Annotated in this window: 22 protein-coding genes; 19 read left to right on the top strand and 3 right to left on the bottom strand. The window is 42.4% G+C overall.

Annotation, left to right across the window (positions count from 1 at the left end; all coding sequences use genetic code 11):
* Window positions 1–92 precede the first annotated feature (92 nt).
* The 3 genes from ABD772_RS03960 (at window position 93) to ABD772_RS03970 (ending at window position 3,455) form a co-directional block, all read left to right on the top strand.
* On the top strand, window positions 93–2,417 hold the full coding sequence (locus ABD772_RS03960; RefSeq protein WP_345101140.1) for a TonB-dependent receptor domain-containing protein: 2,325 nt from the start codon (window positions 93–95) through the stop codon (window positions 2,415–2,417).
* Between the two features lie 83 nt (window positions 2,418–2,500).
* A complete protein-coding gene (locus ABD772_RS03965) occupies window positions 2,501–2,695 on the top strand; it encodes a heavy metal-binding domain-containing protein (protein WP_345101141.1) in 195 nt (64 codons plus the stop codon).
* Between the two features lie 58 nt (window positions 2,696–2,753).
* Window positions 2,754–3,455 carry a DsbA family oxidoreductase gene (locus ABD772_RS03970; RefSeq protein ID WP_345101142.1) on the top strand — a complete coding sequence of 234 codons (702 nt, stop codon included), beginning with the start codon at window positions 2,754–2,756 and terminating at the stop codon, window positions 3,453–3,455.
* A gap of 112 nt (window positions 3,456–3,567) precedes the next feature.
* On the opposite strand, the gene ABD772_RS03975 is transcribed toward ABD772_RS03970, so the two are convergent.
* Complete coding sequence (locus ABD772_RS03975; protein ID WP_345101143.1) at window positions 3,568–3,840, bottom strand: hypothetical protein; 273 nt, start codon at window positions 3,838–3,840, stop codon at window positions 3,568–3,570.
* Window positions 3,841–4,103: 263 nt separating this feature from the next.
* Here ABD772_RS03975 and ABD772_RS03980 point away from each other — a divergent pair, with 263 nt between their 5' ends.
* The 8 genes from ABD772_RS03980 to ABD772_RS04015 all read left to right on the top strand — a co-directional run bounded on the left by ABD772_RS03980 (window position 4,104) and on the right by ABD772_RS04015 (window position 9,305).
* On the top strand, window positions 4,104–4,910 hold the full coding sequence (locus ABD772_RS03980; RefSeq protein ID WP_345101144.1) for an MlaE family ABC transporter permease: 807 nt from the start codon (window positions 4,104–4,106) through the stop codon (window positions 4,908–4,910).
* Window positions 4,911–4,918: 8 nt separating this feature from the next.
* The gene (locus tag ABD772_RS03985; protein ID WP_345101145.1) at window positions 4,919–5,692 is read left to right on the top strand and encodes an ABC transporter ATP-binding protein; all 774 of its coding nucleotides are present in this window, start codon (window positions 4,919–4,921) and stop codon (window positions 5,690–5,692) included.
* A gap of 20 nt (window positions 5,693–5,712) precedes the next feature.
* Window positions 5,713–6,708 carry an MlaD family protein gene (locus ABD772_RS03990; RefSeq protein ID WP_345101146.1) on the top strand — a complete coding sequence of 332 codons (996 nt, stop codon included), beginning with the start codon at window positions 5,713–5,715 and terminating at the stop codon, window positions 6,706–6,708.
* Window positions 6,709–7,000: 292 nt separating this feature from the next.
* Window positions 7,001–7,153: a hypothetical protein gene (locus tag ABD772_RS03995; RefSeq protein WP_345101147.1), complete on the top strand. Its 153-nt coding sequence runs from the start codon at window positions 7,001–7,003 to the stop codon at window positions 7,151–7,153.
* A 214-nt stretch (window positions 7,154–7,367) separates the two neighbouring features.
* Window positions 7,368–7,760 carry a hypothetical protein gene (locus ABD772_RS04000; RefSeq protein WP_345101148.1) on the top strand — a complete coding sequence of 131 codons (393 nt, stop codon included), beginning with the start codon at window positions 7,368–7,370 and terminating at the stop codon, window positions 7,758–7,760.
* Between the two features lie 65 nt (window positions 7,761–7,825).
* Window positions 7,826–8,356 carry an RNA polymerase sigma factor gene (locus ABD772_RS04005; RefSeq protein ID WP_345101149.1) on the top strand — a complete coding sequence of 177 codons (531 nt, stop codon included), beginning with the start codon at window positions 7,826–7,828 and terminating at the stop codon, window positions 8,354–8,356.
* Entirely contained in the window at window positions 8,337–8,609 is a 273-nt protein-coding gene (locus tag ABD772_RS04010) for a hypothetical protein (protein ID WP_345101150.1), read from the top strand. The genes ABD772_RS04005 and ABD772_RS04010 overlap by 20 nt, the downstream gene beginning before the upstream one ends.
* A 12-nt stretch (window positions 8,610–8,621) precedes the next feature.
* The gene (locus tag ABD772_RS04015) at window positions 8,622–9,305 is read left to right on the top strand and encodes a ClpP family protease (protein WP_345101151.1); all 684 of its coding nucleotides are present in this window, start codon (window positions 8,622–8,624) and stop codon (window positions 9,303–9,305) included.
* Between the two features lie 238 nt (window positions 9,306–9,543).
* On the opposite strand, the gene ABD772_RS04020 is transcribed toward ABD772_RS04015, so the two are convergent.
* Window positions 9,544–10,767, bottom strand: coding sequence for a multidrug effflux MFS transporter (locus ABD772_RS04020; RefSeq protein ID WP_345101152.1), 1,224 nt, complete (start codon window positions 10,765–10,767; stop codon window positions 9,544–9,546).
* A 175-nt stretch (window positions 10,768–10,942) separates the two neighbouring features.
* Here ABD772_RS04020 and ABD772_RS04025 point away from each other — a divergent pair, with 175 nt between their 5' ends.
* The 4 genes from ABD772_RS04025 to ABD772_RS04040 all read left to right on the top strand — a co-directional run bounded on the left by ABD772_RS04025 (window position 10,943) and on the right by ABD772_RS04040 (window position 13,830).
* Window positions 10,943–11,281: a YMGG-like glycine zipper-containing protein gene (locus ABD772_RS04025; protein ID WP_345101153.1), complete on the top strand. Its 339-nt coding sequence runs from the start codon at window positions 10,943–10,945 to the stop codon at window positions 11,279–11,281.
* A 93-nt stretch (window positions 11,282–11,374) separates the two neighbouring features.
* Complete coding sequence (locus ABD772_RS04030; protein ID WP_345101154.1) at window positions 11,375–12,595, top strand: BamA/TamA family outer membrane protein; 1,221 nt, start codon at window positions 11,375–11,377, stop codon at window positions 12,593–12,595.
* A gap of 216 nt (window positions 12,596–12,811) precedes the next feature.
* Window positions 12,812–13,171: a response regulator gene (locus ABD772_RS04035; protein ID WP_345101155.1), complete on the top strand. Its 360-nt coding sequence runs from the start codon at window positions 12,812–12,814 to the stop codon at window positions 13,169–13,171.
* A 155-nt stretch (window positions 13,172–13,326) separates the two neighbouring features.
* A complete protein-coding gene (locus ABD772_RS04040; protein WP_345101156.1) occupies window positions 13,327–13,830 on the top strand; it encodes an RNA recognition motif domain-containing protein in 504 nt (167 codons plus the stop codon).
* A gap of 84 nt (window positions 13,831–13,914) precedes the next feature.
* Here the strand turns inward: ABD772_RS04040 and ABD772_RS04045 are convergent, their stop codons facing one another.
* The gene (locus ABD772_RS04045) at window positions 13,915–14,577 is read right to left on the bottom strand and encodes a porin family protein (protein WP_345101157.1); all 663 of its coding nucleotides are present in this window, start codon (window positions 14,575–14,577) and stop codon (window positions 13,915–13,917) included.
* Between the two features lie 224 nt (window positions 14,578–14,801).
* Between ABD772_RS04045 and ABD772_RS04050 the strand changes: the two genes are divergently transcribed.
* The 4 genes from ABD772_RS04050 to ABD772_RS04065 all read left to right on the top strand — a co-directional run bounded on the left by ABD772_RS04050 (window position 14,802) and on the right by ABD772_RS04065 (window position 23,501).
* The gene (locus ABD772_RS04050; protein WP_345101158.1) at window positions 14,802–17,735 is read left to right on the top strand and encodes a M16 family metallopeptidase; all 2,934 of its coding nucleotides are present in this window, start codon (window positions 14,802–14,804) and stop codon (window positions 17,733–17,735) included.
* A gap of 202 nt (window positions 17,736–17,937) precedes the next feature.
* Window positions 17,938–18,303: a response regulator transcription factor gene (locus ABD772_RS04055; RefSeq protein WP_345101159.1), complete on the top strand. Its 366-nt coding sequence runs from the start codon at window positions 17,938–17,940 to the stop codon at window positions 18,301–18,303.
* A 224-nt stretch (window positions 18,304–18,527) separates the two neighbouring features.
* Window positions 18,528–21,626 carry a tetratricopeptide repeat protein gene (locus tag ABD772_RS04060; protein ID WP_345101160.1) on the top strand — a complete coding sequence of 1,033 codons (3,099 nt, stop codon included), beginning with the start codon at window positions 18,528–18,530 and terminating at the stop codon, window positions 21,624–21,626.
* A 12-nt stretch (window positions 21,627–21,638) separates the two neighbouring features.
* The gene (locus ABD772_RS04065; RefSeq protein WP_345101161.1) at window positions 21,639–23,501 is read left to right on the top strand and encodes a porin family protein; all 1,863 of its coding nucleotides are present in this window, start codon (window positions 21,639–21,641) and stop codon (window positions 23,499–23,501) included.
* Window positions 23,502–23,586 lie beyond the last annotated feature (85 nt).

Consider the following 23,586-nt stretch of genomic DNA (forward strand, 5'->3'; position numbering starts at 1 on the left):
ATACGCCTCGTCATATAGCGTTGATGTTTTTGTTATTCCGTTTTATTTAATCTGATTTTTTATCCACGAGTTCATCGTGACCATTTATTTATATGAAAAAATATTTTATATATTTTTTGCTAAGCCTGTTTACCACTGCAGCACTTGGCCAAACCATAACCTGTACCGTTACCGATGCTATAACGCATGAACCTTTGGCGGGTGCCACTATCAGCGATAACAATGGCATTGCCCTGAAAACTAATACTAAAGGCCAATTCAATATTGCCTCAGGCACAATCAATTTACACGTTAGCATGGTTGGGTATATGCCAAACACAGTGAATGCCGTCAACGCCAGCAGCGTTATTGAATTAATACCTTCAACTGTCGATCTCCAGCCCGTAATTGTATCCGCCAGCCGTGAAGGCGAGTCCCGGCAGGACGCTCCTATCGCTATCAGCAAGATCAGCTCTGCTCAAATCAATGACACCAGAGCAACCGCGCTGTACCAGCTATTAAACAAAACCGCAGGCGTTTATATGGTCGACTTAGGAAATGAGCAACACACCATGGCCATCCGTCAGCCTATTACTTACAATGCGTTGTATCTATATATGGAGGATGGTTTACCTATACGGCCTACGGGTATTTTCAATCATAATTCGCTGTATGAGATCAATATAAGCGGCGTAAAAGATATCGAAGTGATCAAAGGGCCCGCTTCATCGCTGTACGGCAGTAATGCCATTGGCGGTGCGGTAAACTTTATTATACAAAATCCACCGGCAGTCCCATCCGGCCATATCAGTCTGCAAGGCGACACTCACAATTACCGCAGACTGGACGCCGATGCCGGGTTTACCTCGGGTAAGTTTGGTTTATATGTTGGAGGGTATACCACGCACCTGAAAAACGGCTGGCAGGATTATTCTGATTTTGATAAACATTCTGTCAATTTTAAATCTGCCTACGCGGTGAATGACCACACCAAAATAACTGCTGCCGCCTCATATAACTATCTAAACACCCAGACGCCGGGCAGCCTGGACAGCGCGCATTTTTACAGCCGCAGCTACGGCGCTAACCAGCGATTTACCTACCGTAAGGTTTGGGCTTTCAGAGCCAACGCTAAACTGGAACATGCCTGGAACCAGAAGAACAACACCTTTGTAACTGCTTTCTATCGCGATAATTCGACCGCCCAGTTACCAAGCTATTATATTGCCGATGTTCGGGATAACTCAGGTAATTATGTCAGCAGTAACGGGCAGGTGAATGATCAGCGTTTTCACAGTTTTGGTTTACTGGCGCAGCACCGCAGTAATTTTGATTTCCTGCATTCAAGGTTGATTGCTGGTTTATATGTGGATGACAGCCCGAGTTCTTATTATGCGCAATATTTGAATATCACTAAGGACGTCGCTAATAACTACTATACCGGTTTCACTAATACAGGCACTTATATTGACAACTACACTATTAAACTATTTAATACTGCGGCTTATACGCAGTATGAGGTCAACCCTATCGACCCGCTGCGCATTGTTGCCGGTTTACGTTATGACCGGGTGCATTACAACTTCAACAACGCATTAACCACCGGGACAAAATACAAACAGCAGGAAACCAACGATTTCAACATTTTAGCACCCAAACTTGGGCTGACTTACAACCTGGGCCACAATAAAGGCTTATATGCTAACTACAGCGTAGGCTTTCAACCACCCGAAACCAGTGGTTTATACAGCGCGCGCCAATTGACGCCGTTAAAACAAGCAACTTTTAATAATTACGAGTTGGGCGGTTGGCTATCTTTATTGGACAAGAAAATGTATATCGAAGTAAGCTTGTATGATCTGGAGGGCCATAATGAGATCATTAACCAGTTGCTGCCCGATAATACCACCCAAAACCAAAATGCAGGTGCTACCCGTCATCGCGGCATTGAGTACTCGGTAACTTATGCACCTGTGAGCGATCTGAGCTTCAGATTCAGCGGCACTAACGCCAGACATACTTATGTGGACTATAGCGAAGTGGCTACCAATTATGCCACCAACACCAGTTACACCATTAATTATAACCACAAGCGCATGAACAATGCTCCCGCCTGGATAGCCAACGCTGAGTTAAGCTACAAGCCTTACTACCTGCCGGGTTTTAGAATAGCCGGCGAATGGCAGCATATCGATCAATATTTTACCAATCCGGCTAATACCAAAACTTACCCGGGTTATAACATTTATAATGTACGCTTAGGTTATGAGGTAAAAGGCGGAGTATGGAGAGGCGCCGGGATCTGGGTCAACGCAATGAATGTAACCGGTAAATTATATGCCAGCACAGTAACCAGCAACCAGTACGGCGACACGTACAACGCAGCCCCTCCGCGCACATTTACACTGGGCATTAGTTATTCATTTGCAAAAAACTAATATGAAAGAAACTGCAACTGCATTAACGGTATTGGTTGCCTCTTTATTAGGTTTAACTGCCTTCATTAAAAATAAGTAAGCAAATGAAATCAGTATTAATAGCTATAGCGTTTTTAGGTATAGGTTTAAGCGGCTGCAGCAACACAGCTAAAAATCAAAACACCACTAAAAGGCAATACAAATACTATTGCGTAATGCACCCTGATATCGGTAACGACAAGCCTGGTGTATGCACCAAATGCGGTATGGAGCTGGTTGAACGTGAGGCCGACAAGTAGCCCCTTTATTTTACTTTGCGGTTACCATGCCATAAAAACGGCATGGTAACTTTGCAACATGAAGATACAGATCTGGAGCGACGTAATGTGTCCCTTCTGCTACATCGGCAAACGTCGGTTTGAGCAGGCCCTGCACCATTTTGAACACAAAGACGAAGTTGAGGTTGAATGGAAAAGCTTTCAGCTAAACCCAAACCTGGTAACCGACCCGACTATTAACATCAACCAATACCTGGCCGATATCAAAGGTATCACCATTGATCACGCCAAACAACTAAATGATCACGTAACCCAGATGGCTGCCGAAGCAGGCTTAACCTACGATTTTAACAAAGCCATTGTGGCTAATAGTTTTGATGCCCACCGCTTTGCCCACCTGGCCAAACAACACGGCTTAGGCGCCGAAGCTGAAGAGGTGCTTTTCAAAGCCTATTTCACCGAAGGTAAAAATATAGCCGACCACGAAACTTTAGCCGAGTTGGGCGAATCAATCGGTTTGGATAAGGATGAAGTTGCCCATACGCTAAAGGGTAATAAATACGCCATTAACGTAAATCAGGACATTGCTCAGGCACAGCAGTTAGGCGTACGTGGTGTACCGTTTTTTGTAATGGATATGAAATATGCGGTATCGGGCGCACAGCCGGTGGATGCCTTTACACAAACATTAGAGAAAGCTTACAGCGAGTGGGCTGCCGGTAAACCTGCCAAGTTGGATATAGTTGAAGGCGATAGTTGTGAAGTTGGCGGCAATTGTTAATCGCTATAATTAAGAATGTCATCTCGAACGGAGTGAGAGATCCATACACTGCTTAGAATTATGTGTGTATAGATTTCTCACTCCGTTCGAAATGACATGATGTTGAAGAGACTTACTCCTCATTCAATTCCACATCATGTGGATTTAAAACATATTCAAAGTTTTCATACCCGTTATGAAAATAAAATTTCACCCTTGATTTGGGTACCTCGTCGATATCTAAGGACAGTGCGGCCAATGTTTCCGGCAAAATATCCCGTATTAGTTTAAGATCGGTAACGTGCGGCATCTCAACATGTATTCCGTCGTTAACAGCTTTTATATTCCACCCGGGCAAATCTGCACTTTGCAAAATCTGCACCCATTTTTGTTGATATGCACTCATGGTACTAGTTTCTATAGAATTGCAAAAGCAATAAACAGGCCAATAAATCCCGATTTTATAGCTATAATGTATGGAAGTACAAGAGGGTATCTATCGCCATAAAATCAAACAAAGCATATATTTTGACTTTGCCGTAACAATAACTACTGTACATTTGTCTTATTAATCAAACGATTAATTTTTAGCCTGGCCAAAGCAGGTTATTAACTTTTTGCACAAAATAGTCAGGAATATCTACCATAAGTAATACCTTTGCCGCATTAATGGATACCGGAAACAGCACAACTCTACAGACTGGAAAAAAGGCCAAAAAACGCGGTTGGTTAACATCCTTTTTTATAAGCCTGTACAAGATTAATCAATTCATCATTAGATTCTTCAAGGAAGCTTTTGTTCCCCCTTTTGAGTTTAAAGAAATTGTAAGGCAATGTTATGAAGTGGGTGTTCGCTCCTTCACACTGATATCCCTAACAGGCTTCATTGTAGGTTTGATCTTTACCAAGCAGTCGCGCCCTTCATTGGGTCAGTTTGGGGCAACCTCGTGGTTACCGTCGCTGGTTTCAATTGCAATTATGCGTGCCCTGGCCCCGCTGGTAACAGCGTTGATAGCAGCGGGTAAGGTGGGTTCAGGTATAGGTGCCGAATTGGGCTCTATGCGCGTTACCGAGCAGATAGACGCTATGGAAGTATCAGGTACCAAACCTTTTAAGTTCTTAGTTTGTACACGTGTACTGGCCACAACTTTAACCATTCCTATCCTGGCAACATATACGGGTTTAGTGGCCATGATTGGCGGATATATCAATGTGGCTTTTAATGAAGGTACCAGCTTTAACACTTTCGTTCAGCAGTTTTTTGAGCCGCTTACCTTTACAGACTTCACTTCATCGCTCATTAAATCAATAGTATTTGGATTTACAATTGGCATTGTGGGCAGTTACCAGGGTTATTTTTCGAATAAAGGAACCGAAGGCGTTGGTAAAGCAGCCAATGGCGCAGTAGTAACGGCCATGTTTTTAATTTTTATTGAAGAAATAGTTATAGTACAGATAACCAGCTGGTTTCGCTAAAAGAATATATGATTAAGCCAAAGGCACCTATAGATTACAATAACCCGGTGATAACCATCAAAGGATTGCGCAAATCTTTTGATGACTATCATGTATTACGCGGTATTGATCTTGAACTTTACCAGGGCGAGAATCTGGTAGTGCTTGGCCGTTCGGGCACCGGTAAATCGGTATTAATTAAAGTGATCTCGGGCCTGTTAACTGCTGATCATGGTTCTGTGAATGTGCTTGGCTGCAATATCAACAAAATAACAGACAAAGAATTGCAGGACCTGCGTATCCGCATAGGGTTCTCTTTTCAGAACAGTGCTTTGTACGACAGTATGACGGTACGTAAAAACCTGGAGTTTCCGCTGGTGCGTAACCGTAAAGGTATTAGCCGTAAGGAGATTGATGAGGCTGTTGACAGCGTATTGGAAGCTGTGAGCTTACGTCAAACCATCAACCAGATGCCGTCAGAGCTTTCGGGAGGCCAACGCAAACGTATTGGCATTGCCCGCACGTTGATACTGAACCCGGAGATCATGCTGTATGATGAGCCTACCGCTGGCCTGGACCCTATTACCTGTATTGAGATCAACGAACTAATCAACGAGGTGCAGGAGAAGTATAAAACATCGTCTATCATCATCACGCATGATTTAACCTGCGCCAAACAAACCGGCGACCGGATTGCGATGCTGTTAGACGGCCAATTTCAACGTCAGGGTACATTTAACGAGGTATTTGACACTAACGACGAGCGGGTAAAGCCGTTCTTTGATTACAATTTTATAAAGTAGATTATCACAATATTATTATAATGGAGAAAGCAGAAAATAAACGCGCAATCACAGTAGGGCTATTTTTAGGATTAGGCTTACTGGTATTTATTTTGGGCGTTTTTACCTTGGGCAGCCAGTCAAAAACTTTTTCAAAAAGTATACATATCAGCGCAGTATTTGATGATGTGGCGGGCTTAAAAACAGGCAACAGCGTTTGGTTTTCGGGCGTTAAAGTGGGCAGCATCAGTAAAATACGTTTCATTGGCCCCGGCCAGGTTGACGTGCGCATGGCTATTGACGAAACCAGCCAGCAATACGTTCACCGCAATGCAGGTGTGCATATCGGCTCTGATGGTTTGATAGGTAACAAGATCATCGTCATTGACGGCGGTAGTCCCCAAGCTCCCGTTGTGCAGGATGGTGATATACTGCAAGCCGAAAAAATGACATCGACTGACGATATGCTGAAAGTATTACAGCAAAACAATCAAAATCTGCTCTCAATAACCGGCGACTTTAAAATGCTGAGCCGTAAAATATTACAAGGCAAAGGTACTGTAGGCACCTTAATGGCAGATAGCGCAGTGGGTAATCAATTCAGAAATGCCATGACCAATTTTGAGCGTACCAGCGCTTCGGCAGCCAGATTAGCCGGACAATTGGAAAGATTCACCAATAAAATGAATACTAAGGGCGGTTTGGCCGATAAATTATTGACTGATACTGCAACTTTTGCAACCATTAAGGCCACAACCAATCAATTAAAAGTTGCAGCCGAAAATGCTACTATACTTACCCAGAATCTAAAAGCAGCATCCGACAAAGTAAACCGTACTGATAACACCTTAGGGCTACTATTGAACGATCCCGTTTCGGCGGCTAAATTAAAAAATACGTTAGATAATTTGCAGCAAGGTTCTGTCACCCTAAATGAGGATCTGAAGGCTGCCCAACATAACTTTTTGCTGCGCGGATATTTTAAAGATCAGGCTAAAGCAAAGGCTGACAGTATTAAAAAAGCGAATAAGAAATAACATAGCTAATATTAATAAATGAAAAAGGACTTACGGGAAACGTAGATCCTTTTTTAATTTAACTGAGGTATAAACTAAGGAGGGCTACACCCTGAGGCTCTTTGAAGGGTGAGCAATGACCTTTGCCCGCAGGCCTCAAGAGCCTACTCATGACACCGGGCGCTTGCAACAGCTCATTTTCCTCTCTAAAAACATAATGGAGTAATCAATCCATCAATCGTGTCAAACAACTTCCGGCTTTCAAAAGTTAAATAAGTACGGGTAGCTTAATCCGCACATTTAACACAACAACATGAAAACACCGAAAGAAACTCCTACCGATCCCAAGTCTGTACAACCGGACAGCAAATCGCCAAAAATACAAACCGATTTCCCGCTGAGCGAAAAGGACGAGGTGAAAAATGCCGAGCACAAACTGCAGAAAAATCAGAAGAAACAACGTTGATTTTTGGCAAACAAAACTGTCATTTCGAGCACAGCGAGAAATCTATACACTGCTAAGCGAATTGCGAATATCAATGTATAGATTTCTCGCTGTGCTCGAAACTACAAATAAGAGAATTAGCATTGCCCCTTATCGACTATTTTCCCCATAAATAATCTTGAAGTTTGTAAATTAGCTGTACCCTCGTCTTGCTAATCAAGCGGGATATTATGTTATGAGAAACCTATTTTTCCTTTTGGCAATTACTTTATGCTTCGCTGCCTGCAAACCCTCCGCAACACCCGAAAAACTCTATGGTAAATGGAACTACATCCGTGTACGCAACCCGCTTGCCGACCCTCCGGACAGCGTAGGTAAAGAAACCCTGGCATCAGAGAAACCTTATATCGAGTTTACCAAACAGGATAGTTTATTAATCAATTGGGATGGCAAAGTATTATCGCATGGTACGTTTAAAGTCGAAGGGCTGAATATCCGTTACAAAGAAATATTAACCGACGGCACAACCCGCGAATTTCCCTTCCACATCGAGAATTTTAGCGACAAGCAGATCATCTTCTCAACCGCCGGTAAAGATGGATCAGAAGTAACGGCGGTGAAGGAATAGAATATTTTCATTTTTCAGGTGATACTTCTGACCTTTTTAACACATAGTAATAAAAGAACATTTTTATGCACAGTATCATAAACAGATCGGCACAGCGGCAAGACCTTTTTATCGCTTTGTATAAAAGCGCCTTCCCGGCGGTGGCTAAATACATAAGCCGCATGGGTGGCAGTTTTGACGAGGCAAAAGATGTTTTTCAGGATGCGCTGGTGGTATATTATGAGAAGACCGTTGTACACTCATCAACCTTAAATAATGACACAGCGTACCTGGTGGGTATTGTTAAAAATTTGTGGTTAAAGCGATACCGTCAATCAGCCCCCAACCTGCCGTTAACCGATATGGATATAGCTTTCGATGAGCAGGAAGAAAACCCATCTAACAAGCGGATAATGCGCTTTTTGAGCACCGCTGGCCAAAAGTGTATGGAGCTGTTAAAGCGCTTTTATTATGACCAGCAGCCGCTGGACGAAATAGCCGAAGAATTTGGCTACTCGGGTGTGCGCAGTGCTACCGTGCAGAAATACAAATGCCTGGAAAAAGTAAGAGAAACCATTAAAGAAAAAGCATTGGCTTATGACGACTTCATGGAATGAAACCCGACAAATTGAAGCTGTACTAATGGGTGCGGCCGCACCCGGCGAGGCTTTGCTATTTGAGGCTAAACTGATACTGGATAGTGAATTGGCTAACAAAATGATATGGCAGCAGAAAACATATAACCTCATTAAACAATACAGTCGCAAACAGTTGAAGGCCGAGATCGAGGCTGTGCATCAACAACTGTTTACACAGCCGGAGCATTACAGCTTTAGCCAAAAAATAAGGCAGCTTTTTAGTAAACGATAAATCAAATAATTTATGAAGATTGACAAAAATGAGTTCCGCAAATTTGCGGTGGGGCATTGCTATGTCCCATCGGCCGGGGTCGACAAATATATTTCGGCGGTTGAGCGCACTGCTATTCCGCAAGCCATGACACCATATATTACCGAGGAGCGCGAGATGCGTGTATCGCAAATGGATGTATTTTCGAGGTTAATGATGGACCGCATCATTTTTATGGGTGCGCCCGTCGAGGCTAACATTGCCAACATTGTACAGGCGCAACTGCTTTTCCTGCAGTCGACCGACTCCAAGAAAGACATCCACATGTATATCAACTCGCCTGGCGGCGAGGTTTATGCAGGGTTTGGCATTTATGATACTATGCAACTGGTGAGCCCGGATGTGGCGACCATTTGTACCGGTATGGCCCTCTCATTTGGGGCGATATTGCTTTGCGGCGGCGCTAAAGGCAAACGCAGCGCCCTTGCCCACTCGCGCGTAATGCTGCACCAACCACTGGGCGGTGTGCAGGGTCAGGCATCAGATATCGAGATAACAGCTAACCAGGTGCTAAAGGTAAAAAAGGAACTTTACGATATTATTGCCAAGCACAGTGGCCAGGATTACCAACGTGTCCATGACGTTTGCGACCGCGATCATTGGATGATAGCAGCCGAAGCAAAGGAATTTGGGGTGATTGACGAGGTGCTGACGTAAGCGAGCAGTTAATTTGTCATTGCTGTAAAGGTTTAGTAATTCGATGAAGTTTAGCGCAGCGTCACTTCGACCAGTGAAGGGGCAAAAATGCAAGTGATCCAAAAACTTACTTAAACGTCATAAAAAGTGATCCAAAGTGATCCATTTTTCAATATTAAAATAATCAACTATCTGTTTTACAATTAGTTGACTTAAAAGGTGATCCAAAGTGATATACATTCACAAGTGGATCACTCACCTAATGGGCTACAACAGCGTGCTCACTCACCTCAACCTTATGCACAATATGCTTACTGCCAAAAGCCAGGATAAGCATACCTATAACCGCGGTAGTTTCCATAATACCTGCCATAGGTAATGCCGAACCGCCTTTAAACAAGCCGATGCCCAACGTCATGAGCGCACCTAAACCTAATTGCATGGCACCCAGTAAAGCAGAAGCAGTGCCGGCATTGTGCTCGAACGGCGCCAGTGACAACGCCGAAGCATTTGGGCTGACTGTCCCTACACAGCAAAGCATGATAAAGGTAATACCTATGGTGCCGCCAAGCGCGTACCAGTGATACCAACTGCCAATTACAAACAACAAAGCAACAACAACCTGTGTAGATAATGCCACCCAGATGATCTGCTCGCTTTTATACCTCTTAAGCAGCAGGTTGTTAACCTGGCTGGCACCAATAAAGCCTACTGAAAGCGCCGCGAATATCCATCCGTAAGTTTTGGCACTTACCTTGAAAACCTCCATAAACACAATCGGCGAAGCAGAGACGTACACAAACAAGCTGGCGAACGAGAAAGCGCCGGCAAAAGCATAAGTATAAAACTGCGGCTCTTTGATCACCGTCAAAAAGCTGTTGATGATAGGTGCCGGTTTTAAGGAATAGTCAGGGTTAGGCTTATAGCTTTCAGGCAGGAGAAAGATCACCGTAAGTAAAATAACCAGAGCCATGCCACCCAGTACTACAAATATCAGGTGCCATCCCCAGGCTTCGGTGATATAACCACCCAGAGTAGGCGCTATCATTGGCGATGCCCCCAGGATCAATATCAGCAGGGCAAATATTTTGGCATTCTGGTTAAGCGGAAAGATATCACGCACCATGGTCATTGAGGCTACACTGGCAGCACAAGCCCCTAACGCCTGTGCAAAACGTAATACAATCAAACTATTAATATCGCTGCAAAAATAACAACCGGCAGAGCTGATCAGGTAAACCGCCAAACCCACATATAAAGGCCTCTTACGGCCAAATCTGTCCAGCAGCGGGCCATACAATAGCTGCCCCGCAGCCAGACCAATAAAGAAGCTTGACAGGGATAATGAAATCTCTGCAGTAGTAGTGTGGAATGACTTAGCGATGGCAGGAAAGCCCGGCAAATACATATCTATAGAGAAAGGCCCTAAGGCTGTAAGCGAGCCTAATATCAGCACAGTAAAGAAATAGCGTTTTTTGGTCATAAAGTATGCGCCCTTAATTTTCGGCAAAGATGAAGTTTACTTATTAATTTTTTAGCAACTGTTGGTAATATGACTATTAAACCATACAAAATTTAAGCCGCAAACGGCTGTTATTTACCTGATAACTATTTGGCTTATTATTTGATTTGTGTTTGATAACTAAATATTATTTATCATGAAAAAGTTGATTATATATACAGGTATTGTAACTTCATTTTTATTAGCATCTGCCAATTTTACGCAAGCGCAAACTAAAGAGCATAAGCCTATCAGCTCGCAAGGTAAAGGAGCTATTATAGGCGGTGCGGGTGGCGCAGTAGTTGGTGGTATTATCGGTCATAATGTTGGCGGCGCATTAATAGGCGGAGCCATTGGCGCCGGTGGTGGTTACATCATAGGTAATGAGCACCGTAAAGCTGTCGAGAAAAAGAAAAGAGCGGCATATCGCCAGGCTTACTATCGTAAACATGGGCATTACCCTAATGCTTATGTTTATAAAAAGCCTACTAAATAAATGCTTGATTAAACCCAAAGAGCCTGCAACAACCGTTGCGGGCTCTTGTTTTTTTTGTATATTAAAGGCCCTTAAAACCAGGTCTGTTTATTCATGGTAAAAACTTTACTTGCAGGTATATTTTGTTTGTTGCCTTTTTTGCTGATGGCGCAAGATGATAACAGCTCTGCAAAGTATCGCCCTATTGACACCGTGGAGAAAAAGGATTTGATTGACCTCGTACGGTCATTTGTCAATATCCAGCCACGCAAAATATCCCCGCAGGAAAAAAAGAAAATTTACTTTTCCATACTTCCGGTAGCAGCGTCAGGTATCAATGACCACCGCATGTTGATCACCTCTACCACTGCCGGTTTTTACCTGGGCGACCCATCAAATACTTATATTTCTACAGCCACTTTTGCACCTTACTTCAACTTAAAAGGCCGATATGGCCTGCCAATTCACTCCAACATCTGGCTAAATAGTAACAGCTACAATATACAGGGCGATACACGGCTGCTCAAATATCCCCAATATACCTGGGGGCTGGGTGGGGGCCAACCGGCTGGTAATAAGTTTTTGGTAGATTATGTTTATCTGCGGTTTTATCAGAGTGCACTTAAACGTATTACCCCCTATTTTTTCGCGGGCATTGGCTACAACCTGGATTATTACATGGATATTGAAAGCGACGATGGCACCTCCAAAACGTTTGGCGAGTTTACCAAATACAAGTTTGGTACCGATCCGCATCAAAACTCCTTTTCATCTGGACCAAGCCTTAATTTGTTGTATGATACGCGCAATAACCTGATTGATCCCCTGCCTGGCTGGTACGGCAACCTTATCTACCGGTACAGCTCGTCATTTTTTGGCAGCAATGATAACTGGCAATCGCTATATGTAGATTTAAGGAAGTATTTATCACTATCGTCTTCGGGCCCCAAAAATATGCTGGCCTTTTGGAGTTACTATTGGACATCATTATCGTCAGGGACACCTTATCTCAGCTTACCTTCTATTGGCATGGACCCCTACCAGCGTTCGGGCCGCGGTATTGCCCAAAACCGCTACCGCGGCGAAAGCCTTATTTACTTTGAAACCGAATACCGTTGCGATATTACTGACAATGGCTTGTTGGGTTTTGTTGCTTTTGCCAATGTTAACTCGGCCAGCCAGATCAATAGCCGCCGGTTTAAATACTGGAACCCGGCCGGCGGTGCGGGCCTGCGTATTAAATTTAATAAAAAATCGGGTACCAATATTGGTATTGACTATGGCCAGAGCCGTGATTACCGGGCTGTTATTCTTAATTTGGGTGAAGCATTTTAAAATAAAAATGCCCTTTAAACGCAGGCAAGCCACATTTGACATTAATGTGAAATAAACTGAATGATTTTATTGCTAATTAACTTTTTTTATTAAAAATTTAAAGTAAATTTGGTTACAACAATTCGAAAAAGGTTTCAGCTCACTACTTCCCGTTTCTTTGAAGCATCTATTTGTTTACAACTTTTAAAAAATTTTTCGAAGCATTTAACACCAATCATGTCAAAACGGATTTTGATATTAGATGATAACCAGGATATTCTGGAAATCGTTCACGAAACGCTCGCCTACGAGAAGTTTGACGTGAAAAGCACGTCTGAAAGTGACGAAGTTATGCCTATGCTTGAAGAATTTTCGCCGGCATTGGTTATTCTTGATTATCGTGTTGCCGGTATAAACGGCGGCGAGCTTTGCCGGCAAATAAAATGCCACCCCATTTATAAAGATACGCCCGTCATCATCTTTTCTGCTTACATTAACCACGACGACGAGTTGTATGGCTACGGTTGCGATGCAATCATCAACAAACCGTTTGATCTTAATGAGCTTGTTGAAAAGGTTAACAGCCTTATATCTTAAAACACCCCTGTTTAGTTTTTAATAATGCAAACAATGTTTGTAAGGCTTTGTTGTGCTTTAAGATACGTGTTGGTAAAAGACGCTTTTCGATGTGTTTTTTGTCGATCCATATGTTAACTTTATAAACTAAACACACTCTTAACTTATTTTTTAAAATGAAAATCTTTATCGCCAAGCTGCCTCACCAGTATCAGTCAGCTGACGTTACCGAATTATTTTCTCCTTATGGCGAAGTGAGCTCGGCCAACGTAATTATGGATCGTGAAACCGGCCGCAGCAAGTGCTATGCCTTTGTTGAAATGCCCGATGAAAATGAAGCTCAAAACGCAATTAACAACCTTAATGGCAAATCCATCCTTGACAAAGAAATTGCAGTAAGCCAAGCCAAAGAAAAAGAAAGAACCGAGCGCCCTGGCGGTGGCGGAGGTGGTTATCGCAGCGGTGGTGGCGGCGGCTATAACCGTAACAGCGGTGGCGGAGGTTACCGCGGCAATAATAGTGGTGGTGGTTACAACCGCGAAAGAGGCACAAGTGGTTACGGAAGCAGCAACGACGGTTATAACCGCGACAAAAATAGCGGCTACCAAAGCCGTGAGCGCAGTTATGACAGCTATAATAAAGACCGTAATAAAAACGACGGTTTCGGCGACCGAAACTAAAAAGAAAATCTATAACAAGTTAAATAACAAGAAAGGCCCGATCAGTTGATCGGGCCTTTCTTGTTATGCTTGTTATTTAAGTTATTAATTCAATTTAAAACCTATACCAAACTGCCAAACCTGGTTGCGGTAGTTGGGCACATAGGTATTACCGTTGTAATCTGTTTTTTGCAGATCAAGAGTATAGCGGGCATGCAAATCTACCGACCGGCCGATATCAAAGCTAACGCCTAACACACCATCAAGGAACGATTTATGGCCATTGTTGTTTTCATAATGCTGTTCCTGATCGACAACGAAACCATTATCATAAGTATTGGTGGTTGATAACAGGTATGACAACTGCGGGCCAACATAAAAATTAAATACTGGCCCTACTCTGAATTTTGCTAATAAGGGCACATCAATAAAATGAGTACGCTGCGTAAAAACACCGTCGACAGTAGTAGCCTCGTAGCCCTTTTGTGAATACAAAACCTCCGGCGCGAATGATAATGGGTAGATGATCGGCAAATCAAATGTCAAACCGGCGTTTAAACCGCCCAGGCTACCGGTGCTATAATTGTCGTTAGATGAGCTGATCTGGTTTGATACGTTAGCGCCAATTTCCAGTCCTATCTTTGGTGAATAAAAATCGCCGTTATCGTTTCTAACGCCACCACCTCGCGGCGAGTGATAATAACGTCGTTGTGCGCTTACCGAGCCCGCTATGAGCAAGCATATAGCAAAAAAGAAAAATTTTTTCATAGCAATGTTTTTTGTGTTTAATAATGCCTTTTAGAGCGGTGTGCTTTACAAAGGTTTATTTATGAAATTATTTTTCTTGATTTTTAGCTTATATACGCTTGTAACAACTCATAAATAATACTGTCAAAAGCATTGTTTGGCATGCTGCAAACAAAAATATTTTGCACGGTGCTGCTTTTTATAAGTTGATTTTTTTAAATACATTTATTGTTCAAACAAGTAACATGAAACAAAAATTATTGCTGATTGCCTTTGTGTTTGCTGCCTTTACGTCAAACCTTAGGGCACAAAATGTTATTGCCTGGAAACAAGCTGCTTCTGGCGGTTATACTTACAAATATGTAACCGGCGACCCAACCCATTCACGCTTTTATAAATTAAAAAATGGCTTAACCGCTATACTAAGCCCTACCAATAAACAGCCGCGTATACAATGCTACATTGTAGTTAAAGCCGGCAGCAATACAGACCCGGCCAACCATACCGGGTTGGCGCACTATCTGGAACATTTGATGTTTAAAGGAACCGATAAGTTTGGCACTACCAATTACGCCAAAGAAAAACCGTACCTGGATAAAATTGATGCACTGTATGAACAATATAACAGCACTAAAGATGAAGCCAAACGTAAAGAAATATATAAAGAAATAGACAAAACATCGGGCGAGGCCGCTAAAATATCAATAGCGAACGAGTACGATAAAATGATGGCTTCAATGGGTGGCCAAAACAGTAATGCCAGCACCTCGTTCGAACGCACAGCCTATACTGAAGACATCCCAAGCTCATCTGTCGATAAGTTTCTAACGCTGCAGGCCGAGCGTTTCCGCAACCCAATATTGCGTATTTTCCATACAGAACTGGAAGCCGTGTATGAGGAGAAGAATCGCACTTTAGATGATGACAACCGCAAGGTGTTCGAACAAATGTTTTCTGCCCTGTTCCCAAATAACAACTACGGCAAACAAACTACCATAGGCACCATCGAGCATCTTAAAAATCCGTCATTAAAAGCTATACGCAACTACTACTACACCTACTACGTGCCTAATAATATGGCGATAGTGTTATCCGGCGATTTTAATCCGGATGTCATGATCAAAAAGGTGGACACGCACTTCAGTTACATGAAACCAAAGCCTATCCCACCTTATACTTTTGACCCTGAAAAACCGATTACAAGCCCAATAAAACGTGAGGTGTACGGGCCCAATCCTGAAAATCTGACCATTGCTTTCCGTTTTCCCGGTGCTGCAACCCGCGACGCGCGTTTACTGGATTTAATGGGATCGATATTGACCAACGGCAAAGCCGGCCTATTTGATCTTGACCTGGTAAAAAAGCAAAAGATGCTGAGTGCCAGTGCCGGTGATTATACTTTAAAAGACTATAGCGTGCTGTTGCTGCGCGGCACCCCTATTAAAGGTCAATCATTAGACGAAGTGCGCGACCTCATGCTGGGCGAGATCAGCAAATTGAGAAAAGGTGAGTTTTCTGAAGATCTGATCACTTCTATAGTCAACAATACCAAAAAAGAAAAGATTGTAGACGACGAAAGCTACGTAAACCGTGCCGACAACCTGATGAATGACTTTGTAACAAATGTTGATTGGCGTACAGATGTTGCAACGGTTAACGAGCTTTCAAAGATAACTAAAGCACAAATTGTTGACTTTGCTAATAAGTATCTTAATGACAACGACTATGTAATCGTTTACAAACACCAGGGCGAAGATAAAAACATAACCAAAGTTGAAAAGCCACCTATTACTCCGGTTGATGTAAATGCAGGTGCGCAGTCAGATTTTTTAAAGAAAGTAAACGCAATGCCGGCAACTGCCATGAAACCGGTATTCATTGATTATCAAAAGGATATCCAGCGTGCAAAATCGGGCAATGCGGAGTTATTGTCTGTACAAAACAAAGACAATAGCATCTTCCGGTTATACTATCGCTACGATATGGGTAGCTGGAATAATAAGCTATTGCCTGTTGCGGCGCAATACATACAATACCTGGGCACAAAGACCAGATCGGCCGAAGATTTCAGTAAGGCCTTTTATAAACTGGCATCGTCATTCAATATTTCAGCAGGTACTGAAATAAGCACCGTTAGCTTTAATGGCTTACAGGAAAACTTTGCCGCCACTGTTAAATTATATGAAGACCTATTGGCAAACTGTCAGCCCGACGAGCAAGCACTTGCCGGTTTAAAAGCCCGCCTGAAAAAAGCGCGCGAAAATGCCAAGCTAAATAAGACAGCGCTGGCACAGGCGCTTGTAAGCTATGCGCAATACGGTCCGTCAAACCCGTTTAACTATACACTTAGTGACGAAGAGCTCGATAACCTTAAAGCGCAAGACCTGGTTGATATCCTGCATAAGCTAAACAGCTATAAGCATATCGTTTTATACTACGGACCGAAAACTGCACAGCAAGAAGCTTTAGATTTAACCAAATTGCACAAAATTCCGGCAGCGTTTATACCATATCCTGAAAAACAAAATTTTGTAAAGCAAAATGCCGACCATAACCGGGTACTGTTTGCCAACTACGACATGGTGCAGGCCGAAATTTACTGGATACGTAATGAGGGCCCCTATAGCCCGGAACAAACACCGCGCGTAGATTTGTTTAATAACTATTTTGGAGGTGGCATGAGCACGGTAGTATTTCAACAGATCCGCGAATCAAAAGCCTTAGCTTACAGCACTTACGCGTTTTATGTGTCGCCAGCAAAAAAAGAAGACCAAAACTACTTTATAGGTTACATTGGTACTCAGGCCGACAAGCTGAATGAGTCGATCAAAAGCATGAACGAGTTGCTTACCGACCTGCCACAGTCTGATAAAAGCCTGATAGATGCTAAAGAGAACATGCGTAAATCAATAGAAACAGACCGTATTACGCAGGATGGTATTTTGTTTAATTACCTTGAGGCCCAACGTTTAGGCTTAAACTACGATGCACGTAAAACCACGTTTAATAACCTGGACAAAATGAATTTTGAAACCGTAAAACAGTTTCATGACCAACAGTTAAAAGGTAAGCCGTTTACTTATTGTATTGTGGCGTCTGATAAACGCATAAGCGATGATGACCTGAAGAAGTATGGTGAATTGATTAAACCAGACTTGAAACAACTTTTTGGCTATTAAACCTTTTGGCTATTAATTAGTAATAATGTGTTGTAAACCATTCACAATTTAACGGTTTATAACACAAACGGCCTACTTTATGTATGCAAAACGGCCAACTTTGTTTATATTTAATATATAAATAATAAATGGTATAGGAATTGTTAATAGCTAACAAAATTCCTATACCATTTTTGTTTAGAGGAATATTAAGTTTGAAAAGATGCAAAAGATATTAGCGGTTGATGACGATAAGGATATATTAGAGATCCTGCAGTTGATATTAGAAGACAAGGGATATGAAGTTGAAACATTAGAAGATGGGCGTTACCTGTTTGACAAAATAAAGCAATGCCACCCGGATTTGATTCTACTGGATATTATGTTAGGTAATATGGATGGTCGCGAGCTTTGTCATAAGGTTAAGGCTAAATTAGATACACACGATATTCCGGTTATTTTACTATCGGCAAGCCATGCCGTACAACGCAGTACGCTGCATAAAAACGGCAACCCCGATGACTTCATTGCCAAACCATTTGATATTAATGTACTGCTCGACAGCGTCGAGCGTCAACTAGCTGCTTAATTATCATTTAAGTCTGGGTCTCTGGCCCGGACTTTTTTATTTCTAAAAAAGCCAAAAGTTATAAACAATACCATGCAATCTCTGTTCAAGAGGTTAAAAATTTTCCACACGCATACGTCATCATTTATAAGCGCGTTAGAAAAGTGTTTTCCACAATTTGTTAATTACTAATGTGAATTGCTTTTTTGTGTTTAACTAATTTAGCGCCACCATTTTTACGCACTATGATAAAAATCAGCTATCGTATAGTCCTCCTTTCCATATTTTTTGCGCTCAAGGTACACGCTCAGCAAGATCCTTCCTTCCATCTGTATCGCACGTATCATGCAGCCGGCGATCTGTTGGAAAAAGGCATGTATGTGGCTGCATCGCAACAATATCACCTGGTAATGGATTCGCGGTTAAAAACCAGTAATCAGCCACAGTATGAAAGCGAGTTAACCTTATTGAAAGAGAACGCTCAATATTATGTAGCCCTATGTGCACTAGAGCTGCAAAACGATGATGCCGAGAACCTGTTCCTGAAATTTATACATGAGCACCCTGAAAACCCACTGGCTAAACTGGCAGTTTATCAGATCGGCCGCTCCTATTCAAAAAAAGGCGATTTCAAAACTGCTCTGCAATGGTTTGATAAGATTACTGCAGGCCAGCTAAACGGCAGCGAAAATACAGAGTACAAATTTCGCAAAGGTTATGCCTATTTTTCAATAGGCGATTATACCAACGCACAGCTATTATTTAGCGAGATTAAAGATCGCCGCTCAAAGTTCACTGACGACGCGATCTATTATTTTGCATATGTAGCTTATTTAAAAAAAGACTATCATGTAGCGCTGGTAAACTTTGAAAAATTAAAGAACTCAAAAAAATACGAAAGCAGCTATCCTTATTATATCACAGCAGTTTACTTTCTGGATAAACGTTATGACGATGTGCTAAGCTATGCTGTGCCTATCGTAAACAATACCAAACAACAAAACGAAACTGAAATGCTGCGTATCATCGCCGCTTCATATTTCGCTAAGGTTGATTACGATAACGCAGTAAAGTATTATGACCGCTTCGAAGCCCGCGACCAGGGCAGAACCCAAAATACACAAGACAGCTACCAAATGGGCTATGCTTATTACAAAGTTGGTAATTATGCTAAATCGGCTACTGAACTGGAAAAACTTATCGAACAAAAAGATAATTACAGCCAAAGCGGCAGCTATACCCTGGGCGAGGTTTTTCTGAAGATGAATAACAAACAAAGTGCGCGCAATGCTTTCCTAAACGCTTCTAAGCTGAACTTTGATAAACAAATACAGGAAGACGCCTTGTATCAGTACGCTAAACTGTCCTACGAACTGGATTTTAACATGCAGGCTTTAGAAGCTACACGTACTTACCTGAAAAACTATCCGCGCTCAGGCCGGATCACCGAGATGAAAGTATTGCTTGGCGAAGAATTATTGAACTCACACGCCTATAAAGAAGCTGTAGAGATACTGGAACCCATCCCTAACAAAACTCAGAGTGCCAAGATTGCCTATCAAAAAGTAACTTATTACCGTGGATTAGAATTTTACAACGAACGGGCTTTTGAAAATGCAATTGGCATATTTTTACGCTCACTGAAAGAACCTGTTGATCCAAATATTAAGGCCCTTACTACTTACTGGATGGCCGAGGCGATGTATGAGGTGCGTAAATACACCGAGTCGGTACAAACCTTTCAAGACTTTTTAGACCTGCCCGAGGCGAAGCAAACCAACCTATATAACTACGCCAACTATGCGTTGGGTTATGCTGCGTTTTACGGAGAAAAATACCGCACCGCAGCTACTTATTTCCAACGTTTTATTGACGGGGAGGAGAAGGACCGGAACACCGTTAATGACGCTATAACCCGTATTGGCGACAGCTTCTTTGTGCTCAAAAGCTATGAGAAGGCGTTGGAGTACTACAATCGCATCATCGACAACCACATTAAGGGCGAAGATTATGCACTGTTTCAACGTGGCATGATTCAAGGTCTGCAAGGCGCGCCTGATACCAAGATCGCTACCCTAAAAGACCTGCTAACCAATTTCCCCAACTCTGATTATGCCGATGACGCTGATTTCGAGATAGCTTATACTTACTTCGTTAAAAACGACGGGCCTACTGCCAAAACCTTGCTGCAAACCATGATGCAGAAGTATCCAAATAGCAGCTATATTCCGCGCGCTTTAGTTACCATTGGTTTGATAGACTACAATGCCGGTAATGATGACCTTGCAGTCGAGTCGTTCAAGCAAGTGATCAAAGACTACGCGTCCACAGACGAAGCTAAACAAGCTTTGAAACAGATAGAGAAGATTTATACCGATAAAGGCGATGCGCAAACTTTCATTGCCTACGCAGGTACAACGCCAATTGGCAACTACACTACTGCCGAGCAGGAAAACATTATGTACACAGCCGCTAATAACCTTTATTTAAAAGGCGACTGGCAAGGTGTGGTGTCTGCTGTAAACGCGTATTTTGACAAGTTTAACAATAAACCTATTTATGAAAAACAATCCAGGTTTATCCGGGCGCAGGCTTTAGTTAATCTGAAACGCGACGATGAAGCGGTAGTTGATTATAACGTAATCCTTAACGACTGGACCAGCAGCTCGACCGAGAAATCATTGATCGCGATGGCCAAGTTGTATATTGGCAAAAAGAAATATAACGACGCCGTTGTATTCCTGAAAAAGCTTGAAATTAATTCAGAGTACAAAGCCGACTATACATTTGCTATCAACAACCTGCTGCTGTGCTATGCACAAATGCACGCTGCTGATGACGCATTGAATTACGTTAAGCTAATCAGGCAGAACGAAAAATCTTCGCAGGAAGATAAGTATCGCACAGGTTTATACGCAGGTTTAGCTTACCTGCAAAAAGGTGACACCACTGCGGCTGTAAATGAGTTTGATTATACTGTAGCCAATACCAAAACTGTCGCTGCTGCCGAGGCCAAATATAACATCGCTTATATTCAATACCTGAAACGCCAATACAAAACATCGCAAAAAACATGTTTAGACCTGGCTAAAGAGATGCCTAATTATGATTACTGGGTAGCCAAAGCCTTTATTTTATTGGCTGATGACTATGTAGCGCTGAAAGACACCTTCCAGGCCAAAGCTACTTTGCAATCTGTGTTGGACAACTACAAAGGCGATGACGATATCCTGCCAACCGCACAGGCCGCGCTTGATAAAATATCACCTCCAAAAGAAAAGCCGCAGGAGAATAACGATGCACAACCTGACACCACTCAAAACAAACCGGTTAATAAAGGATAAACAGAACAACACATGAAATCGAAATACACCTACACGCTGTTTACTTTGATCATGGTATTATACTTTGTTCCGGTTAACGCGCAAAAAACAAAAGCTAAAAAGGCTACCTCAGCAAAAACTACTACCAGCAAGAAAACCGAAAAGCCTGCAGTTAAAAAACAAGCTGATGCCAGATCGCTGGGCGACCAGGCGGCAAAATCATCGGCAGCAGTTGATACTGCTAAAAATGGCGGCGGTGCAAATGGCGCCAATGCAAATAATGGCGGTAGCCTTTCAGAAGAGATCATCATTACTTCGGCTTATAAACCCTTATTAGCCGACGCGGTTAAAATACGCCGTAATCCAGACCTTACTGATAAAAGCCCCTATAAAGCCCCGCTTGTTTATACTCCTATAGACAAACGCCTGGAGCAAAACTCAGAGATCAAACAGCTGGATGCTATGAAGATACCACCGGTAATTGATACCGTGCCCTATAACAATATCGTAAGGGGTGGGTTAGGTAATCTTAAAACCACATTCTTTGAAGGCTATTTTGGTAACGGGCAGGATATGGCAATGCAGGTTGGCGGCTACGTAAGGCACTTTGCACAAAGCAGCAGCGCTTACGAAAATCAAAAAAGCAATAAAGAGGAAATTGGGGTTTACGGAAAAAATATTGGTGAAACAAACACCTTGTCTGGCCGCATAGACTATGTTAACAAAGGCAATTATTTTTATGGTTATGATAAAGATAATCCGCCGGTGAATTTAGATGTCGCCCATCAATATTTTAACACCTTAAGTGCTGAAGGCGAAATTGCCAAAAATTATCGCGATGTAGAGAACGACTTTACCTACGCACTGAAATTAAAAGGTTACGTTTTTGGCGATCGGTTTAAAGCCCGCGAAAATAACCTGGTGCTGTCGGGTTTCGTTAACCAAACCATCAACCAGTTTTACACCGGGTTAAGCGTCTCCCTTGACCTGAGTACACAAAAAGATTCACTCTACTCCTATAACAACAGTATTGTCCGGTTAAACCCTTACATAAAATTCCAGGGCGAAAACTACAAGATCGATGCAGGTATAAATGTGGTGGATGAATTTGGCTTCGCCGGACGTTTCTCACTCTTTCCCGCTGCTAAGTTAGAGTTTCAGGTTATCCCAAAATATGTACGCCTGTTTGTAGAGGCTAAGGGAGACGTAAATAAATCGTCATTAAGAGACTTTTATAATTACAATCCGTTCCTTGGACGTGATCTAACTATCAAGAACTCGGTAGACAAACTTGATCTAAGCGCAGGTTTAAAAGGCACATTGGCGCCGGGTTTAGGCTTTAAGGCTAATATTTATCACAATTCGGTTAAAAATATGCCGTTGTTTGTAAGCAACTTTTATTTTGCCGGCGGTCAAAACCGTTTCGCGGTGATCTATGACAATGGTACGGCAACAGTTAATGGCTTTAATGGCGAATTGGATTACAAAGTATCGGGCGCTGTAAATCTTTTCGGCCGCATTGAGTTTAAAGATTACAAACTAGCCTCAGAAGAACTGCCCTGGAACTTACCTAAATTTAAACTAACCGCAGGTACCACTATAAACATCAATGACAAAGTTAAAGTAACCGGCTCATTGTTAATAAGGGGCGCTACTTATGACAAGCCGAATGCTGCCACATTTACCGCAACTTACGGGCTACCGCTCCCGACGCCGGTGATAACTGCGGAGGTTAGCCAGTACGTAGACTTAAGTGGAAGTGTTGAATATAAAGTAACAAAACAGATATCTATTTTTGGTAGAGTGAATAACATTTTAAATTCGACAAATCAAACCTGGTTGTATTATCCTGATTATGGATTTAATATATTTGGCGGCGCGAGTTACAGCTTCTAAATCCTGAAGTCGTAAACTTTAAGTTTAAATTAGTTTTTCGGCTGTTTTAAACTTGGCACTATCGACTTTAGACTTATATTTGAAG

This window comes from Mucilaginibacter panaciglaebae (assembly GCF_039539265.1).
Taxonomy (GTDB): domain Bacteria; phylum Bacteroidota; class Bacteroidia; order Sphingobacteriales; family Sphingobacteriaceae; genus Mucilaginibacter; species Mucilaginibacter panaciglaebae.

Excerpts from the sequence above, each read along its gene's own strand:
- ABD772_RS04040 (WP_345101156.1), top strand. The coding sequence starts at position 13,327 with ATGAAAATCTTTATCGCCAAGCTGCCTCACCAGTATCAGTCAGCTGAC.
- ABD772_RS04045 (WP_345101157.1), bottom strand. The coding sequence starts at position 14,577 with ATGAAAAAATTTTTCTTTTTTGCTATATGCTTGCTCATAGCGGGCTCG.
- ABD772_RS03960 (WP_345101140.1), top strand. The coding sequence starts at position 93 with ATGAAAAAATATTTTATATATTTTTTGCTAAGCCTGTTTACCACTGCA.
- ABD772_RS04010 (WP_345101150.1), top strand. The coding sequence starts at position 8,337 with ATGACGACTTCATGGAATGAAACCCGACAAATTGAAGCTGTACTAATG.
- ABD772_RS04035 (WP_345101155.1), top strand. The coding sequence starts at position 12,812 with ATGTCAAAACGGATTTTGATATTAGATGATAACCAGGATATTCTGGAA.
- ABD772_RS03985 (WP_345101145.1), top strand. The coding sequence starts at position 4,919 with ATGATTAAGCCAAAGGCACCTATAGATTACAATAACCCGGTGATAACC.
- ABD772_RS03990 (WP_345101146.1), top strand. The coding sequence starts at position 5,713 with ATGGAGAAAGCAGAAAATAAACGCGCAATCACAGTAGGGCTATTTTTA.
- ABD772_RS04000 (WP_345101148.1), top strand. The coding sequence starts at position 7,368 with ATGAGAAACCTATTTTTCCTTTTGGCAATTACTTTATGCTTCGCTGCC.
- ABD772_RS03965 (WP_345101141.1), top strand. The coding sequence starts at position 2,501 with ATGAAATCAGTATTAATAGCTATAGCGTTTTTAGGTATAGGTTTAAGC.
- ABD772_RS04015 (WP_345101151.1), top strand. The coding sequence starts at position 8,622 with ATGAAGATTGACAAAAATGAGTTCCGCAAATTTGCGGTGGGGCATTGC.
- ABD772_RS04025 (WP_345101153.1), top strand. The coding sequence starts at position 10,943 with ATGAAAAAGTTGATTATATATACAGGTATTGTAACTTCATTTTTATTA.
- ABD772_RS03975 (WP_345101143.1), bottom strand. The coding sequence starts at position 3,840 with ATGAGTGCATATCAACAAAAATGGGTGCAGATTTTGCAAAGTGCAGAT.
- ABD772_RS04055 (WP_345101159.1), top strand. The coding sequence starts at position 17,938 with ATGCAAAAGATATTAGCGGTTGATGACGATAAGGATATATTAGAGATC.
- ABD772_RS04060 (WP_345101160.1), top strand. The coding sequence starts at position 18,528 with ATGATAAAAATCAGCTATCGTATAGTCCTCCTTTCCATATTTTTTGCG.
- ABD772_RS04030 (WP_345101154.1), top strand. The coding sequence starts at position 11,375 with ATGGTAAAAACTTTACTTGCAGGTATATTTTGTTTGTTGCCTTTTTTG.
- ABD772_RS04050 (WP_345101158.1), top strand. The coding sequence starts at position 14,802 with ATGAAACAAAAATTATTGCTGATTGCCTTTGTGTTTGCTGCCTTTACG.
- ABD772_RS03970 (WP_345101142.1), top strand. The coding sequence starts at position 2,754 with ATGAAGATACAGATCTGGAGCGACGTAATGTGTCCCTTCTGCTACATC.
- ABD772_RS03995 (WP_345101147.1), top strand. The coding sequence starts at position 7,001 with ATGAAAACACCGAAAGAAACTCCTACCGATCCCAAGTCTGTACAACCG.
- ABD772_RS03980 (WP_345101144.1), top strand. The coding sequence starts at position 4,104 with ATGGATACCGGAAACAGCACAACTCTACAGACTGGAAAAAAGGCCAAA.
- ABD772_RS04005 (WP_345101149.1), top strand. The coding sequence starts at position 7,826 with ATGCACAGTATCATAAACAGATCGGCACAGCGGCAAGACCTTTTTATC.
- ABD772_RS04065 (WP_345101161.1), top strand. The coding sequence starts at position 21,639 with ATGAAATCGAAATACACCTACACGCTGTTTACTTTGATCATGGTATTA.
- ABD772_RS04020 (WP_345101152.1), bottom strand. The coding sequence starts at position 10,767 with ATGACCAAAAAACGCTATTTCTTTACTGTGCTGATATTAGGCTCGCTT.